We start from the raw sequence: 15,733 nt of genomic DNA, 5'->3' as shown, positions 1-15,733 counted from the left end.
TCGTCAGTCACGGTGCAGGAGCGTCACCAGGACGTCGTGCAGCGTCGCCTCGGCGTCCTCGGAGCGCGACTCCGTACGCCAGGCGACGAAGCCGTCGGGGCGCACCAGGACCGCGCCGTCCCGGCCCGTTCCGTGCGCCTCGGCCCAATCCGCCCCGTCCTCCGGTTCCAGTTCGGCGCCCGCACCGATCCCGAACGCGTCGAGCCGCACCCCCAGTTGCTCCGCCACCCGGTCCGCGGCCCGCCGCCACACCGGGTCCGAGCCGTCCGCCAGCAGCACGAACGAGCGCTCGTACAGATCCAGGGTCGAGATCCGCTCCCCGGCCCGGCGCACCCAGAGGTGCGGCGCCCGGCTGCCCGGCTCGCCCGTCAGCCGCATCCCCTCCGGGACCACCGGCGCGTCCGGCGCCACACCCAGCACCGCGCCCGCCGGGTAGCGGTAGCCCAGCGCCACGTTCAGCATCCCGCCCCGCTTGCCGCCGCCCACCGAGGGCGGGGGAGCGTAGCCGGGGTGGCTGTGCTCCTCGGACCGCGCCGACGCCCGCTCACTCGTCGCCCGGGCCACCGCCAGCCGCTCCTGCCCGTACGTCTCCAGCAGCCCCCGGCCCGCCTCGCCCCGCAGCACCGCGGCCAGCTTCCACGCCAGGTTGTGCGCGTCCTGGATGCCGGTGTTCGAGCCGAAGGCCCCGGTCGGCGACATCTCGTGCGCCGAGTCGCCCGCCAGGAACACCCGCCCCCGCGCATACCGCTCGGCCACCCGCTCCGCCGCGTGCCACGGCGCCTTTCCGGTGATCTCCACATCGATGTCCGGCGCGCCGACGGCGGTACGGATGTGGCGGGCGCACCGCTCGTCCGTGAAGTCCTCCAGCGTCTCGCCCCGCTCCGGCTGCCACGGGGCGTGGAACACCCACTCGCTCTCGTTGTCCACCGGCAGCAGGGCGCCCTCCGCCTCCGGGTTCGTCAGGTAGCACACGATGAAGCGCCGCTCGCCCAGCACCTCCGCCAGCCCGCGCGACCGGAAGGTGATGCTCACGTTGTGGAACAGGTCGCCGGTCCCCGACTGGCCGATGCGCAGCTGCTCGCGGACCGGGCTGCGCGGCCCGTCCGCCGCGATCAGGTAGTCCGCCCGCACCGTCGTGTGCTCTCCGGTCTCCCGGTTCTTCAGGGTCGCCGTGACCCCCGAGGCATCCGGGTCGAACGACATGAGCTCCGTGGAGAAGCGCAGGTCACCGCCCTGCTCCCGGGCCCGCTCCAGCAGGACCGGCTCCAGGTCGTTCTGGCTGCACAGGCACCAGCCCGTCGGGCTGAACCGGGCCAGCGCCCCGCCCGGGTCGATCTCCTTGAACAGCCACTCCTGGTCCTCGCCGGTCAGCGAGCCCGCCTGGAGGATGCCGTGGTTGTCCGCCAGCACCGAAGCGGCCGCCCGGATCTCCTCCTCGACACCCGCACGGCGGAACACCTCCATCGTGCGGACGTTGTTGCCGCGGCCACGCGGATGCGTCGAGGTGGCCGCGTGCTTCTCGACCAGCAGGTGCTCGACGCCGAGCCGGCCGAGGAAAAGGGACGCGGACAGACCCACCAGCGAACCGCCCACGATGAGGACCGGTACATGGAGGTCGACGTTCTCGTTCATCAGTTGCTCCAGCTCCGACGCCGTACAGATGCTCTGTCCATGCCCGGGCCGGGGCCGGGTCGGAGCCCTTCGGACGCCTGCTCACCTGAACGGTTCATAAATCTCGCGTCGGGCGGACCAGCGTTTCACGATCGGTCACGGAGACGGCCGGGTCTCCCCGCATTCCTGCCTCCCACCGTCGAAGGAGTTCACCAGATGACCACCACCCTCTCGGAACGGATCTCACAGTCCGCCTTCGACGGATCCCGGCTGCGCGTCGTGCTGCTGCTGGACCTGCACGACGGCGCCCAGAAGCAGTTCCTGGAGGCGTACGAGCACATGCGCAACCAGGTCGCGTCCATCCCCGGGCACATCAGCGACCAGCTGTGCCAGTCCATCGAGAACCCCTCGCAGTGGCTGATCACCAGCGAGTGGGAGAGCGCCCCGCCCTTCCTCGCCTGGGTGAACAGCGAGGAACACGTCGCCACCGTGCAGCCCCTGCACAGCTGCGTACGCGACACCAGGTCGCTGCGGTTCAGCGTGCTGCGCGAGACCGGCAAGGGCTTCGAGGCCGTCCCCGACCCGGTCAGGGGCAGCCTCCAGACCTCCCCGCGCCTCGGTGACGGCGTCGTACGCCACGCGCTCACCTTCACGGTGAAGCCCGGCACCGAGGACATCGTGGCCAAGCTCCTCGCCGACTACGAGTCGCCCCGCTCCCGCGTCGACGACCAGACCCGGCTGCGCCGCACCTCGTTGTTCATGCACGGCAACCGCGTGGTGCGCGCCGTGGAGGTCGAGGGCGACCTGATGGCCGCCCTGCGGCACGTCTCCCGGCAGCCCGAGATCCGCGCCGTCGAGGAGGCCATCAACCCCTACCTCGAACAGGACCGGGACCTCGCCGACCCCGACTCCGCCCGGATGTTCTTCACCCGCGCGGCGCTGCCCACCGTGCACCACGTCTCGGCCGGCCGCCACGCCCCCGAGAGCCTGCGCCGGCACGCCGTGTTCTACCAGGCGAAGGAGGGCTGCGGCATGGCCCTGGCCCGCCTCCTGGCCGGCCACGACGAGGAGGCCGCCGACGACACCGGCAGCCCCATCGACAGCAGCACCATCTTCCAGCGCGACGACGTCGTCGTACGCCTCCTGGAGGCGAGCGGTCCGCTCGACGCGCACCCCGCCCAGGCCCTCGGCATCCACGGCCCCGACAAGGCGGCCCGCCTGGCCCGCCTCCTCGACGGCGAGGCGACCACCGTCCCCGCCACCGACCAGGACGCCGCGCGCTTCCTCGCCCGGTCCGAGATGCGGCTGATCACCGACCGGCGCGCCGCGGATTCCTGAACCGCGCTCCGGCACCCCGGGCCCTCGCCCGACCCGTCACCACCACGCGCCCAGCGCCCAGGAGGAGAAGCAGAGATGACCACCCACCGGCCACGCATCGTGGACCTCAGTGAGACCCAGCCCAACACCAGGCGCGGAGGCGACCTGCGCGCCCTGCTCACCCCCACCGCGGTGGGCGCCACCAGCGGCTTCATGGGCCTCGCCCTCGTCGAGCCCGGCGACCGCATCGGCGAGCACTACCACCCGTACTCCGAGGAGTTCGTGTACGTCGTCCAGGGCCACCTGGAGGTCGACCTGGACGGGGAGACGCACACCATGCGCCCCGACCAGGGCCTGCTGATCCCTCCGCACGTCCGCCACCGCTTCCGCAACGTCGGCGACACCGAGGCCCGCATGGTCTTCCACCTCGGCCCGCTCGCCCCCCGCCCCGAACTCGGCCACGTCGACACCGAGGTGACCGAGACCGCCGAGCGGGGTGCCCCGCCAGAACGAACCGAGGCCGCCTCATGACCCGGCGCGTGGCGGTCACCGGGGTCGGCGTCGTCGCCCCGGGCGGCATCGGGGCCCCGGCCTTCTGGGACCTGCTCTCCAACGGCCGCACCGCGACCCGGGGCATCACCCTCTTCGACCCGGCGGGCTTCCGCTCCCGGATCGCCGCCGAGTGCGACTTCGACCCGGCCGCCCACGGACTGGACGACGAGGACATCGCACGCGCGGACCGCTATGTGCAGTTCGCGATGGTCGCCGCCCGCGAGGCGCTGGCCGACGCCGGTCTCGACCCGGAGCACACCGACCCCTGGCGGATGGGCGTCTCCCTCGGCACCGCGGTCGGCGGGACCACCCGCCTCGAACACGACTACGTCGCCGTCAGCGAGAAGGGCGCGCGCTGGGACGTGGACCACCGCCGGGCCGGCACCCATCTGGAACGGGCCTTCTCGCCCAGCTCGCTGGCCTCCGCCGTCGCCGAGCAGGTCGGCGCCCACGGTCCCGTACAGACCGTCTCCACCGGCTGCACCTCGGGCCTGGACGCCATCGGCTACGCCTTCCACTCCATCGAGGAGGGCCGGGTCGACGTCTGCATAGCCGGTGCGTCGGACTCGCCGATCACCCCGATCACCGTGGCCTGCTTCGACGCGATCAAGGCGACCTCCCCCAACAACGACGACCCGGAACACGCCTCCCGCCCCTTCGACGCACGCCGCGACGGCTTCGTCATGGGCGAGGGCGGAGCCGTACTCGTCCTGGAGGAACTCGAACACGCCCGGGCCCGCGGGGCGACGGTGTACTGCGAGATCGCCGGCTACGCCACCTTCGGCAACGCGTACCACATGACCGGGCTCACCCCCGAGGGACTGGAGATGGCCGAGGCCATCAACAGCGCGCTCGGCCACGCCCGGATCTCCCCGCAGGACATCGACTACGTCAACGCGCACGGTTCGGGCACCAAGCAGAACGACCGGCACGAGACCGCCGCCGTCAAACGGGCCCTCGGTGCGCACGCCCACAAGGTGCCTATGAGCTCCATCAAGTCGATGGTGGGCCACTCCCTCGGCGCGATCGGGGCGATCGAGATCGCCGCCTGCGTCCTGGCCCTGGTCAACCAGACGGTGCCGCCGACGGCCAACTACGAGTCCCCGGACCCGGAGTGCGACCTCGACTACGTGCCGCGCACCGCCCGCCCCCTGAAGCTGCGCAGCGTCCTCTCGGTCGGCAGCGGCTTCGGCGGCTTCCAGTCCGCGGTGGCCCTGACCCGAGGGAGGACATGATGAGCACCCGAAAGGCCCGGCGCACCGTTGTCACCGGCATCGGCGTCGTCGCCCCCAACGGCACCAGCACCGAAGCCTTCTGGAAGCGCACCCAGGAAGGCATGAGCGTCCTGGACCGGGTCACCCGTGAAGGGTGCGAGGACCTGCCGCTGCACATCGCGGGCGAGGTCCGCGGCTTCGACCCGGTCGCGCTCATCGAGGAGCGCTACCTCGTCCAGACCGACCGGTTCACGCACTTCGCGATGGCCGCCGCCGACATGGCGCTGGACGACGCCCGGCTCGGCCGCGCCGACTACGAGGACCGGCCGTTCGGCGTCGGCGTGGTCACCGCGGCCGGCTCCGGCGGCGGCGAGTTCGGCCAGCGCGAGCTGCAACGGCTGTGGGGCCAGGGTTCCACATACGTCGGCCCCTACCAGTCGATCGCCTGGTTCTACGCGGCGAGCACCGGCCAGATCTCCATCCGCGGCGGCTTCAAGGGCCCGTGCGCGGTGGTGGCCAGCGATGAGGCGGGCGGCCTGGACGCGCTCGCGCACGCCGACCGCTCCGTGCGGCGCGGCACCGACGCGGTCGTCGTCGGCGCCGCAGAGGCCCCGCTCGCGCCCTACTCCGTGGTCTGCCAGCTCGGCTACCGCGACCTGAGCGCGGCCGAGGACCCGACGCGCGCCTACCGCCCGTTCACCTCGGACGCCTGCGGCTTCGTGCCCGCCGAGGGCGGCGCGATGTTCGTGGTCGAGGAGGAGGAGTCGGCCCGCGAACGCGGTGCCCGGGTCCGGGCGGAGATCGCGGGCCACGCCGCCACCTTCACCACGGCCGCCCACTGGGAGGAGTCCCGCGAGGGCCTCGCCCACGCCATCGCGGGCGCGCTGCGGGAAGCCGGCTGCGCCCCCGACGAGGTCGACGTCGTCTTCGCGGACGCGCTCGGCTCGCCGGCCGCCGACCGGGCCGAGGCGCTGGCCCTGGCCGACGCGCTCGGCCCGCACAGCCGGCGCGTCCCGGTCACCGCCCCCAAGACCGGCATCGGCCGGGCGTACTGCGGGGGTCCGGTGCTGGACGCGGCGGCGGCCGTCCTGGCCATGGAGAACGGCCTCGTCCCGCCCACGCCCAACGTGTTCGACGTCTGCCACGACCTCGACGTCGTCACCGAGCGGGCCCGCCCCGCCGAACTGCGCACCGCGCTCGTGCTCAGCCGCGGCCTCATGGGCTCGAACGCGGCCCTGGTGCTCCGGCGCCCGGTGTGAGCCCGTCCCCACCCCTCGTGAGAAGGAGAAGTCCCTCATGACCGAACGACTGACGTACGAAGAGCTCGCCGCCCTCATGAAGAAGGGCGCCGGCCTCTCCGTCGACCCCAAGGAGATGGAGAACCGCTCCGACGCCGCCTTCGACGAGTACGGCCTCGACTCCCTCGGCCTGCTCGGCATCGTCGGCGTACTCGAGAACCGGCACGGGCAGCCGCTGCCGGCCGACGCGGACCGGTGCAAGACGCCCCGCGAGTTCCTCGACCTCGTCAACAACAGCCTCATGACAGGAGCCTGACGTGTCCGGACACACCGAGAACGAGATCGTCATCGCCGCCCCCCTGGACCTCGTCTGGGACATGACGAACGACCTGGAGAACTGGCCCCAGCTCTTCAGCGAGTACGCGGCCGTCGAGGTCCTGGAACGGGACGGCGAGCGCACCACCTTCCGCCTGACCATGCACCCCGACGAGAACGGCAAGGTGTGGAGCTGGGTCTCCGAGCGCACCACCGACCGGCCGGGCCGCAACGTCCGGGCCCGCCGCGTCGAGCCCGGGCCGTTCCAGCACATGGACATCCGGTGGGAGTACGCCGAGGTGCCCGGCGGTACGCGGATGCACTGGCAGCAGGACTTCGCGATGCGCCCCGACGCGCCGGTCGACGACGCCTGGATGACCGACAACATCAACCGGAACTCCAAGGTCCAGATGGAGCTGATCCGGGACAGGATCGAGCAGCGCGACCGCGAGCGCCGCTCCGCCGCCGTCCCGGCCAACTGACCGGCAGAGAGGCACCGCCCATGCACCACGCACTGATCGTCGCCCGGATGGCGCCGGGTTCCGCCCAGGACATCGCGGAACTGTTCGCCGCGTCCGACAACAGCGAACTGCCGCACCTGGTCGGCGTCACCCGCCGCAAGCTCTTCCAGTTCGGCGACGTCTACCTGCACATGATCGAGTCCGAGCACCCGCCCGGCCCGGAGATCGCCAAGGTGACCGAGCACCCGGAGTTCCGGGCCATCAGCGAACGGCTCACCGCCTTCGTCAGCCCGTACGACCCCGAGACCTGGCGTGGGCCGAAGGACGCGATGGCCCAGGAGTTCTACCGCTGGGAGCGCGGCGCCCCCGCCTGAGCGACGAGCACCGCCCCGGTCCCGGCCACAGAGGCCGGGACCGGGGCGGTTTCGCGTACGCCCGGAGGGTCAGTCCGGGACCACGCACTCGAAGGCGTGCAGATACGGATTGACCGGGCGGACACCGTCGATTCGCAGCCCCGCCTCGGAGAGCCGGTCCACCAGGCTCTGCCGGGTGTGCTTGGCGCCGCCCACGTTCAGGAGCAGCAGCAGGTCCATGGCGGTCGTGAACCGCATGGACGGGGTGTCGTCCACCAGGTTCTCGATGACGACCACCCGGGCGCCGGGGCGGGCCGCCCGGACGACGGCGGCGAGCGCCCGGCGGGTGGACCCGTCGTCCCACTCCAGGATGTTCTTGATGATGTAGAGGTCGGCGGCGACCGGGATGCCCTCCCGGCAGTCCCCGGCCACGATCGACGCCCGCCCGGCCAGCGCGCCGCCGTCCCGCAGCCGCTCGTCGGCCCGGGCGATCACCCCCGGCAGGTCCATCAGGGTGCCGTTCACCGACGGGTGCTTCTCCAGCAGGCTCGCCAGTACGTGCCCCTGGCCGCCGCCGATGTCGGCCACCGACGCGACACCGGTGAGGTCGAGCAGGGCGGCGACGTCCAGCGCCGACTGCACGCTGGAGGTGGTCATCGCCGCGTTGAACACCTGCGCCGACTCGTGGGCGTCCTGGTGGAGGTAGTCGAAGAACTCCTTGCCGAACACGTCCTCGAAGACATTGCCGCCGGAGCGCACCGCGTCCTCCAGGCGGGGCCACACCTCCCAGGTCCAGGGCTCGGTGCACCACAGCGAGATCGACCGCAGGCTGTCCGGGGCGTCCTCCCGCAGCAGCCGGGACATGTCGGTGTGCGCGAAGGTGCCGTCGGCGTTCTCCGTGAAGACGCCGTAGCAGGCGAGCGCCCGCAGCAGCCGCCGCAGCGGCCCGGGCTCGGTGCCCACCGCCTCGGCGAGCCGCTCCGGGGTCTCCGGGGTGTCGCCGAGCGCGTCGGCGACACCCAGCCGGGCGACGGCGCGCACGGCGGCGGAACGGGCCGCGCCGAACACGAGCTCGCGCAGCCGCATCGCCGGCTGCGGGGTGGGAAGGGGCTGGACGGGGGTGGTGCCGGGGGTGGTGCTCACGGTGGTCATGCCGTCTCGCTTCTCCTCGTGCGGGGGGTCACCGGTCAGCACATCCCGGCCGGTGCGGAGGTCGTGCAGACATTGCCGGTGAACCGGTTGCCCGTGCCGGTGTCCCGGTTCGCCAGGTCCGCCGGCTGATTGCCGAGGACGACGTTGCCGCTGACCGTGTTGTCGGTGTTCTTCGCGCCCACGAAGCTCTTGAACAGCACGACGCCGCCGGACAGCGGGGTCGCGCCGACGTTGTCGCGGATCACGTTGTTCCGCACCTCGGTGGACGCGGTACCGGTCAGCACGATCCCGGAACCCTGGATCGCGGGCAGCCGGTCGGTGGCGGAGCAGAACTTGTTGTTGCCGGTGATCCGGTTGGACCTGACCGACATGGCACCGGCCTGCGGAGTGCCCTCGTCGCCCACGACGAACACCCCGCTGCAATTCGCGGTGAAGGTGTTGTCGCGCACCGACAGATTGCGCACCCGCCGCGCGGTGAACCCGATCCGGTTGTCGGTCAGCGTGTTGCCCCGGACCCGGGTGCCGCCGGTGTCGGTGGCGCCGCCCTCCTCGTCGACGCTGTTGGCGACGAAGATGCCCGCGTCCCCGTTGGAGCGGGCGGTGCTGTCCCGGATGTCGGAGCGGGTGGACCGCTGCTGCGCGATGCCCCAGACACCGTTGGCGTCGGCGGTCACCGAGCGGACCGACAGCCGGTCCGTCCAGGACGCCCACAGGCCGCTGCGGGCGAACCCGGTGACGCGCAGGGACCTGACGGTCACCCCGTCCACGGTGCCGTCCTTCGTCCCCAGGACGCAGATCCCGTTGCCCGCACCGGCGCAGTCGTCGCCGGAGGCGGCCCGGCCGGCCGCGGGCATGATGACCGTGTCGTCACCGGAGCCGCGCAGGGTCAGGCCCGGTGTGCTGATCCGGACGCTCTCGCGGTAGGTCCCGGGCCGGACGACGATGGTGTCCCCGGGCCGTGCGGCGTCCACCGCCGCCTGGATGGACTGCCCCGGTGACACCACGCGCGCACCGGTCGCGGCGGCCGGTGCGGACGGCGCCGCCGCGACCAGTCCGGCGGCCGATGCGGCTGCGATGCTCACGAGGCGTGTGATGTGTCGATTCCTCATGAGCCGAAGCTATGGGCGATCCCGGCCCGGTGCCACGCACGGTGACCGGTTGGGCGCGGGACGTGCCCGAATGGCTCACGCCCGCGTCCCCTCGGTAGCGTGGTGACGGTGACAGCCGAACGTGATCTCCGAGTCCTGCTGAGCGACCTGAGCCCCGAACCCCACCCCGGCCGGTACGTCTACGCCACGGTGCCCGACGGCACCCTGCCCGGCGGAGTCGCACCCGTCGTCACGGTCCGCGAGAGCGAGGGGCTCACCCTGGTGCTCCCCGAGGCCGAGGCCGCGGCGGCCGGGCTGGAGTACACCTATGTCGCGGGCTGGATCACCCTGCGGGTGCACTCGGCGCTGGAGGCGGTGGGGCTGACCGCCGCGGTGTCCCTCGCGCTCACCGACGCGGGTATCAGCTGCAACGTGGTGGCGGGGTTCCACCACGACCACCTCTTCGTGCCGTACGAGCGGGTGGATGAGGCCGTCGCCGTGCTGAAACGGCTGGCCACGGAGTCGCGTACCGGGTGAGGGGTATACGCACGGGGGGATGTGCGGTGTACGGAGGTGTGCCCCCGGGCCTGGGCATATGCCGGTCCGGGCCCGGCTCGGCGAGGTGAGCTGGGACACGTAACATATGTGCATGTCCTTCCTCCGCCGCCGCAGCGCCGCCACACCCGCGGGCCCCGACTTCGATGTCCTGGCCATGGACCCCGGTGACTGGCCCGGCAACCTCGGCGCCGGTCTGCTCCCCGCACCCGACGGCAGCTGCCAGGGTGTGTTCCTCCGGTACGACCTGTTCGGCGGGCGCGGCCCCGCGATGATCATCGGCAACCTGCCGGAGGGCTCGCCCGCGCGCGAGACCGAGGAGGGGCAGGTCCCCTTCGAGGTGGCCCAGTTGCTGCTGGCGCTGGAGAACGACGAGCCGGTCGAGGTCACCGGCACCGAGGACATGCCGGTCATGCAGGGCGACAACCTCATGATCGTGCGCCGGGTGAAGCTCTCCGAGAGCCGTATCTCCTGTGTGCAGTTCGACCGCAGCGACGGTGTGCTCGTCACCATCGCCAGCTGGGACCGGCCCATCACCGACGACCTGTACGCGCTCCTCAAGCCACTGCCCGCCGAGCTCTTCCAGCAGGGCTGAGCACACACCACGGTCACCGGGCGGCGTCGCCCGGTGACCGAGGTGCGCCGGCCGGAGCTACACCTTCACCGCCGCCGGCCGGCCGAACAGCGCCGCCACCTGCGCCGCCGAAGTTCCCAGCCCCGTAGGACCGTTGAGGTGCCAGGGGGCACCGGTGCCCCGCCGCAGATCCTCCTCGCGGTAGCGCCGGCAGCCCCGGTGCCAGATCAGAATCCCCGCCAGCCAGTGCTTCAGCTCCTGCACATAGCCCGCGAGGGTCTCCCGCGCCTCCGCGTCCAGCCCGAAGTCGTCGTACAACACGGGCAGTTCGTGCTCGGCGACATGGAGGAACTGCCGCAGCCGCGACTTCATCAGGTCGTAGAGGATCGCCATCCCCGTCGGGTAGTCCACCCCGAAGAAGTTCTGCACGACCAGGACCCCGTTGTGCACCTCACCCTCGTACTCGATCTCCTTCTGGTACGAGAACAGGTCGTTGAGCAGCGCCGCGTAGTCGGCGGCCGCGTTCTCCAGGGAGCGCAGCGGGCCGCTCTCGTAGATCTCCTGCGGCACCTTCCGGCCGTGCCCGATCCGGCACAGGCTCATCGTCAGGTCCGAGCCGAACGTCATCCGCCGCATCTCTACGTAGTCCACCGGGTCGGGGATCCGGTGCTGCGCCTGGTTCGCCAGCTCCCACAGCCAGCTCTCCGTCATGTCCTCCACGGCCTTGCGGAACGCGCGCCGCCCGGCGTCGTCCATCGGCCCCGCCGTACGCTCCCAGAGGTCGCCGAGCCCCCGCTCCAGCGCGTTGACCGGCTCCGGCACCGGGCTCCCGTCCAGCGGCATGAACAGCGACAGCCGCTCGTTGGCCAGCCGGGCCCCCGCAAGATCGCGCGACCGGCCGTGCACCACCGGGAACCAGTCGTCGCCGTACGTCCCCCACGCCAGCCACCCCGAGGACAGGTCGAGCCCGTCCGGCGTCGCGTCCGGGTGGATACCGGCCGCGCACAACGGCAGGTCGATCGCCCGCAGCCGCTCCTCGTCCCAGATGTGCGAACCCGGCACCCCGGGCTGCGGGCCCAGGATGCCCATCCGGTCCGCCCAGACCACCAGCCGTTCCCGGGCGCCCTCCAGGTGCGGGCTCAGCGTCGTGTCGAACGGCAGGTCGAAGTCGGGCAGCAGGGACGGGCCCACGTGCTGGAAGAGCACATGGCTGTGGCCGCGCAGCCGGGCCGACTCGGAGCGCGGGGTGAACCGGATCGACGCGGCGGACATCCCGAAGCCCGGCTCGGCCTGACCGGCCCCGCCGTCGTTCATGTAGCGGCTGGAGCGCATGTGCCACTCATGGCCGCCGGACTGCCAGTCCTGCAAACCCTTCACATACGCCCCGACGGCGGCGGTCTGCACCGCGTCGAGCCCCTTGGCCGCGCAGAGCGGGCCCACCTCGGTCAGCGCGGTGTTCTCGAACTGCTGGAGCCGGGACGTCAGGAGGTCGTTCACCGCCTCGGCCGCCTCCTGCGTCGAGCAGCCGAGGAAACGCTCAAGGACCAGGACCCCGTTGCTGTTCTCGCCCTCGTCCTCCACCTCGCGCTGGTACGAGAAGAGGTCGTTGCGCAGATGGACCCCGTCCGAGAACGCGTCGCGCAGCACCCGCAGCGCGCGTTCACCGGCGACCGCCTCGGGCACCTCGGCCCCGGCCGCGTACTCCACCAGACCGGCCGACCAGGGGGCCCCGCCCACCTTGCGGCGCATCTCGATGTACTCGACGGGGTTCGCGATGCGGCCCTCGTTGATGTTGGCGAGCTCCCACAGCGACTCGTTGAGGAGGTTGCGCGTCGACTCCGCGAACCGTACCCGCCACGCGTCCGACATCGCGGGCACCGTTCGCGCCCACAGATCCGCGAGCCCCGCCTCCACCGGGTTCTCCGGCTCCGGCACCGGCGTACCCCGCTCCATCGGCATGAACGCGGGCAGCCGGTCCAGATACCGCTTCCCGCCCTCGCGGTCCGGGGTCCGCTTGAACAGCTCCAGGAAGTGGTCGTCGAAGAAGAAGACCCACACGTACCAGTCGGTGACCAGCGACAGCGCCTCCGCCGAGCAGTCGGGATGGGTGTACGCGCACAGCAGCGCGTAGTCGTGCGCGTCGAGGTCCTTCTCCTCCCAGATACCGGACCCCTCCAGCATCCCCATGGCCCGCGCCCACGTCTTCGTGTGCTGCCGGGCCTCCTCCACATGGGGGTTGAGACGCGCCGGATACGGAACATAGAAGTCCGGCAGGGTGAACGGCTGAGCCATGTGCGTCCGGCCTTTCCGAGAGCCATCGCGTGAGTCCCACGCGCATCGGTCCTGTCGGCGCCAGCACTACCCTTGGTCCGTTCGGGGCACGCACCCCCGCGATTAGTCACACCGCAGAGCGCCCGTTCGAGGGACACCCGTGCCGGTCCGGACGCGTAAAACCCTGGTAACGCGCCACCGCCACACCCCCGCCGTTTCCCGCCCTTCGCAGGTCACAGGCCCTGTCAGTGGTCTGGTCCAGTGGCTCAACGCGCAGCCCATCCAGCACTCTTGACGCCCCTTCATCTCAGGTCACAGAGTGTGCGCGCACGCCCGCAACGGCTCCACCCGGCTCTACGAAGGGTTGTCATGACGTCCAAGCAGAGGACCAGGCTCGCACTCGCCTTCACCACCGCCGGGGCACTGAGCCTCGCGCTGCTCAGCCCGGCCGCCCAGGCCGGCGCCGACGGGGTCCGGCCCGAGTGCCCGCGCGGTCTCGCCTGCGACTGGGTCCCGGCCGCCTACCAGCAGACCGGCGACCCGGCCGACAAGGAGACGTACGGCAACTACGACACCGCCGACCGGCCGCACACCAACAAGATCAAGTTCATCGTGCTGCACGACACGGAGGAGGACTTCGACACCACGTTGAAGATCTTCCAGAACCCGCTGAAGCAGACCTCGGCCCACTACGTCGTACGCTCCGCCGACGGCCACGTCACCCAGATGGTCAAGAACAAGGACGTCGCCTGGCAGGCCGGCAACTGGTACGTCAACAGCCACTCCATCGGCATCGAGCAGGAAGGCGTCGCCGTCGACGGCGCCCAGTGGTACACCCCCGAGATGTACCGCTCGACCGCCACCCTCGTGCGCTACCTCGCCGCCAAGTACGACATCCCGCTCGACCGCCAGCACATCATCGGCCACGACGGCGTCCCGCCCACCAGCGCCGCCGGCACCAAGGGCATGCACTGGGACCCGGGCACCTACTGGGACTGGAACTACTTCATGACGCTGCTCGGCAGGCCCACCCTGCCGACCGCTCTCCCCGGCAGCCAACTGGTCACCGTCAGCCCGAGCTTCAAGAAGAACAAGCAGGCGTTCCGCGACTGCGAGAAGAACGTGGACCTGCCCGTCCAGAGCTCCAGCGCCGTCCCGCTGCACACCGCGCCCTCCGACGACGCGCCCCTCTTCTCCGATCCCGGCATCCACACGGACGGCTCGCCCGGCACCAACTGCGCCGCCGACTGGGGCAGCAAGATCAGCGCCACCCAGCAGGCCGTCGTCGCCGGCCGCGCCCCCGGCTGGACGGCGATCTGGTGGTACGGCGAGAAGGCGTGGTTCCGTACCCCGGCCTTCACCCACACCACCGTTCCCACCTCCGGCTACGTCGTCCGCCCGAAGGCCGGCAAGGCGGAGGTGCCGGTGTACGGGGTGGCCTACCCGGAGAAGTCGGAGTACCCGGCGGACTTCGCGGACCAGCGGGTCGGCGCACCGCTCCAGTACACGATCAAGGCCGGCCAGTCCTACCCCGGCGGCGGCGAGGCGCCCACCGGCTTCTTCTACGCACCGACGATCGACGCCTCCCTCCCGCTGGACCACGCGTACTTCAAGGGCAAGGAGAAGTACGTGACAGTCCAGATCGGCCACCGCGTCGCCTTCGTCAAGGCGTCCGACGTGGACATCGTCCGCGCCCGCTGAAGCCCGGCGCCGGCACACACAACAGCGCGCCGCGGGCCCGGTGTGTCGGCACCGGACCCGCGGCGCGCCCCGTGGGCCGACCGGTCAGCGCGTGCCGACCGCCGCCCGCACGGCGTTCCGGGCCATCGCGCAGTCGTCGTGCAGCCGGCGCAGCAGCAGCCGCTGCTCCTCGCCCGGGGCGAGCGCGCCCGCCCGGTCCTGCACCGCCCGCGCGGGCCCGGCCTCCCGCATCGCCCGCTGCACGGCCGTCTCGTACCGGCGGATCTCCCGCGTGAGTACGAGCATCAGGTTGACCAGGAACGCGTCGCGCGCCGCCGGACCCGCGACCTGCGCCAGCTTGCTGATCTCGCGCCGCGCCACCGGGGCGTCACCCAGCACGGTCCACAGCGTCGCCAGGTCGTACCCCGGCAGATACCAGCCCGCGTGCTCCCAGTCCACCAGCACCGGACCCGTGGGCGACAGCAGGATGTTGGACAGCAGGGCGTCCCCGTGGCAGAACTGCCCCATCGCGCCGCGCCCCCCGGAGTGGGCGATCCCGTGCAGCAGCTTCTGCAGGTCGCCCAGGTCCCGGTCGGTGAAGAGACCCAGCTCGTGGTAGCGGGCGATCCGCGCCGCGTAGTCCAGCGGCGCCTCGAACAGGCCCGCCGGCGGACGCCAGGCGTTCACCCGGGCCACCGCCCCGAGCACGGCGCGCAGGTCGGCGCGGGGCGGCGCCTCGGCCGGGTGGCGCGTCAGGGCGGCCACCCGGCCCGGCATCCGCTCGATGACCAGCGTGCAGTTCTCCGGGTCGGCCGCGATGAGCCGGGGCACCCGGACCGGCGGGCGGTGCCGGACGAACGCCCGGTATGCCGCTATTTCGTGCCGGAACCGCTCCGACCACGCGGGGGAGTGGTCCAGTAAACACTTCGCCACGGCCGTCGCCCGCCCCGTGGAGCCGACCAGCAGCACCGAACGCCCGCTGCGCCGCAGCACCTGCACCGGATTGAACTCCGGGCAGATCCGGTGCACGGACGCGATCACCATCCTCAGCTGGGCGCCCTGGGGGCCCGACAGGTCCAGCCGTCCGCCGAGCGAGGGGGCACCGGGCCCTCCCGGCCGCCGGGGCCGCCCGAGGCCGGGGGCCGGGACGGTGGCGCGTGGGTCGAGATACGGTCCGCCGCCCGCCTGGAGGGGACGCAGCGGCCGGGGCGGGGCGGACACGGAGGACGATGCTGTGTACATGGGCGATACAGATCCCTTCGTGCGCCGACAAGTTGCGTGCGCCACCCCGGCCGGCGGCCGTTCGGCACCCTGGGGAGTACCTAGGGCTGCCGGGCGGGGTTGCGCTTTCC

15 protein-coding genes are annotated in these 15,733 nt (G+C 72.0%); 10 read left to right on the top strand and 5 right to left on the bottom strand.

The genetic code is table 11. The annotated features are described in order from the left end of the window. Positions 1-3 precede the first annotated feature (3 nt). Complete coding sequence (locus ACIQZN_RS10455; protein WP_403990305.1) at positions 4-1,632, bottom strand: FAD-dependent oxidoreductase; 1,629 nt, start codon at positions 1,630-1,632, stop codon at positions 4-6. A 195-nt stretch (positions 1,633-1,827) separates the two neighbouring features. On the opposite strand from ACIQZN_RS10455, the gene ACIQZN_RS10450 reads away from it, so the two are divergent. The 7 genes from ACIQZN_RS10450 (at position 1,828) to ACIQZN_RS10420 (ending at position 7,082) form a co-directional block, all read left to right on the top strand. Then, positions 1,828-2,949, top strand: a complete 1,122-nt coding sequence (locus tag ACIQZN_RS10450) for a SchA/CurD-like domain-containing protein (RefSeq protein ID WP_403990303.1) — start codon at positions 1,828-1,830, stop codon at positions 2,947-2,949. A 75-nt stretch (positions 2,950-3,024) separates the two neighbouring features. Continuing rightward, positions 3,025-3,459: a cupin domain-containing protein gene (locus tag ACIQZN_RS10445; protein ID WP_403990301.1), complete on the top strand. Its 435-nt coding sequence runs from the start codon at positions 3,025-3,027 to the stop codon at positions 3,457-3,459. Continuing rightward, on the top strand, positions 3,456-4,715 hold the full coding sequence (locus tag ACIQZN_RS10440; RefSeq protein ID WP_403990299.1) for a beta-ketoacyl-[acyl-carrier-protein] synthase family protein: 1,260 nt from the start codon (positions 3,456-3,458) through the stop codon (positions 4,713-4,715). The genes ACIQZN_RS10445 and ACIQZN_RS10440 overlap by 4 nt, the downstream gene beginning before the upstream one ends. Continuing rightward, positions 4,715-5,953 (top strand): beta-ketoacyl synthase N-terminal-like domain-containing protein, encoded by a 1,239-nt coding sequence (locus ACIQZN_RS10435; protein WP_403990297.1) that lies wholly within the window; start codon positions 4,715-4,717, stop codon positions 5,951-5,953. Before ACIQZN_RS10440 ends, ACIQZN_RS10435 begins: the two co-directional genes overlap by 1 nt. Positions 5,954-5,990: 37 nt before the next feature. After that, the gene (locus ACIQZN_RS10430) at positions 5,991-6,248 is read left to right on the top strand and encodes an acyl carrier protein (RefSeq protein WP_073969087.1); all 258 of its coding nucleotides are present in this window, start codon (positions 5,991-5,993) and stop codon (positions 6,246-6,248) included. A gap of 1 nt (position 6,249) precedes the next feature. After that, positions 6,250-6,729 (top strand): SRPBCC family protein, encoded by a 480-nt coding sequence (locus ACIQZN_RS10425; RefSeq protein ID WP_403990295.1) that lies wholly within the window; start codon positions 6,250-6,252, stop codon positions 6,727-6,729. 20 nt (positions 6,730-6,749) lie between these two features. Further along, positions 6,750-7,082 (top strand): TcmI family type II polyketide cyclase, encoded by a 333-nt coding sequence (locus ACIQZN_RS10420; protein ID WP_403990293.1) that lies wholly within the window; start codon positions 6,750-6,752, stop codon positions 7,080-7,082. A 69-nt stretch (positions 7,083-7,151) separates the two neighbouring features. Here the strand turns inward: ACIQZN_RS10420 and ACIQZN_RS10415 are convergent, their stop codons facing one another. Continuing rightward, entirely contained in the window at positions 7,152-8,213 is a 1,062-nt protein-coding gene (locus ACIQZN_RS10415) for a methyltransferase (RefSeq protein ID WP_403990291.1), read from the bottom strand. 35 nt (positions 8,214-8,248) lie between these two features. Continuing rightward, positions 8,249-9,322, bottom strand: a complete 1,074-nt coding sequence (locus ACIQZN_RS10410) for a nitrous oxide reductase family maturation protein NosD (RefSeq protein ID WP_403990289.1) — start codon at positions 9,320-9,322, stop codon at positions 8,249-8,251. A 108-nt stretch (positions 9,323-9,430) separates the two neighbouring features. Between ACIQZN_RS10410 and ACIQZN_RS10405 the strand changes: the two genes are divergently transcribed. Both ACIQZN_RS10405 and ACIQZN_RS10400 read left to right on the top strand, forming a co-directional pair. After that, positions 9,431-9,838, top strand: a complete 408-nt coding sequence (locus ACIQZN_RS10405; RefSeq protein WP_403990287.1) for an ACT domain-containing protein — start codon at positions 9,431-9,433, stop codon at positions 9,836-9,838. 112 nt (positions 9,839-9,950) lie between these two features. Further along, complete coding sequence (locus tag ACIQZN_RS10400) at positions 9,951-10,451, top strand: hypothetical protein (protein WP_026171499.1); 501 nt, start codon at positions 9,951-9,953, stop codon at positions 10,449-10,451. Between the two features lie 57 nt (positions 10,452-10,508). Here ACIQZN_RS10400 and ACIQZN_RS10395 read toward each other — a convergent pair whose 3' ends face one another. Then, positions 10,509-12,722: a germacradienol/geosmin synthase gene (locus ACIQZN_RS10395; protein WP_403990284.1), complete on the bottom strand. Its 2,214-nt coding sequence runs from the start codon at positions 12,720-12,722 to the stop codon at positions 10,509-10,511. 348 nt (positions 12,723-13,070) lie between these two features. Here ACIQZN_RS10395 and ACIQZN_RS10390 point away from each other — a divergent pair, with 348 nt between their 5' ends. Beyond that, positions 13,071-14,402, top strand: coding sequence for an N-acetylmuramoyl-L-alanine amidase (locus ACIQZN_RS10390; RefSeq protein WP_403990282.1), 1,332 nt, complete (start codon positions 13,071-13,073; stop codon positions 14,400-14,402). Between the two features lie 84 nt (positions 14,403-14,486). Here the strand turns inward: ACIQZN_RS10390 and ACIQZN_RS10385 are convergent, their stop codons facing one another. Next, complete coding sequence (locus tag ACIQZN_RS10385; protein ID WP_403990280.1) at positions 14,487-15,623, bottom strand: aminoglycoside phosphotransferase family protein; 1,137 nt, start codon at positions 15,621-15,623, stop codon at positions 14,487-14,489. Positions 15,624-15,733 lie beyond the last annotated feature (110 nt).

Source organism: Streptomyces sp. NPDC097595, from assembly GCF_044761525.1.
In the GTDB taxonomy this organism is placed as follows: domain Bacteria; phylum Actinomycetota; class Actinomycetes; order Streptomycetales; family Streptomycetaceae; genus Streptomyces; species Streptomyces drozdowiczii_A.
This window is presented reverse-complemented; position numbering and strand designations above follow the sequence as displayed.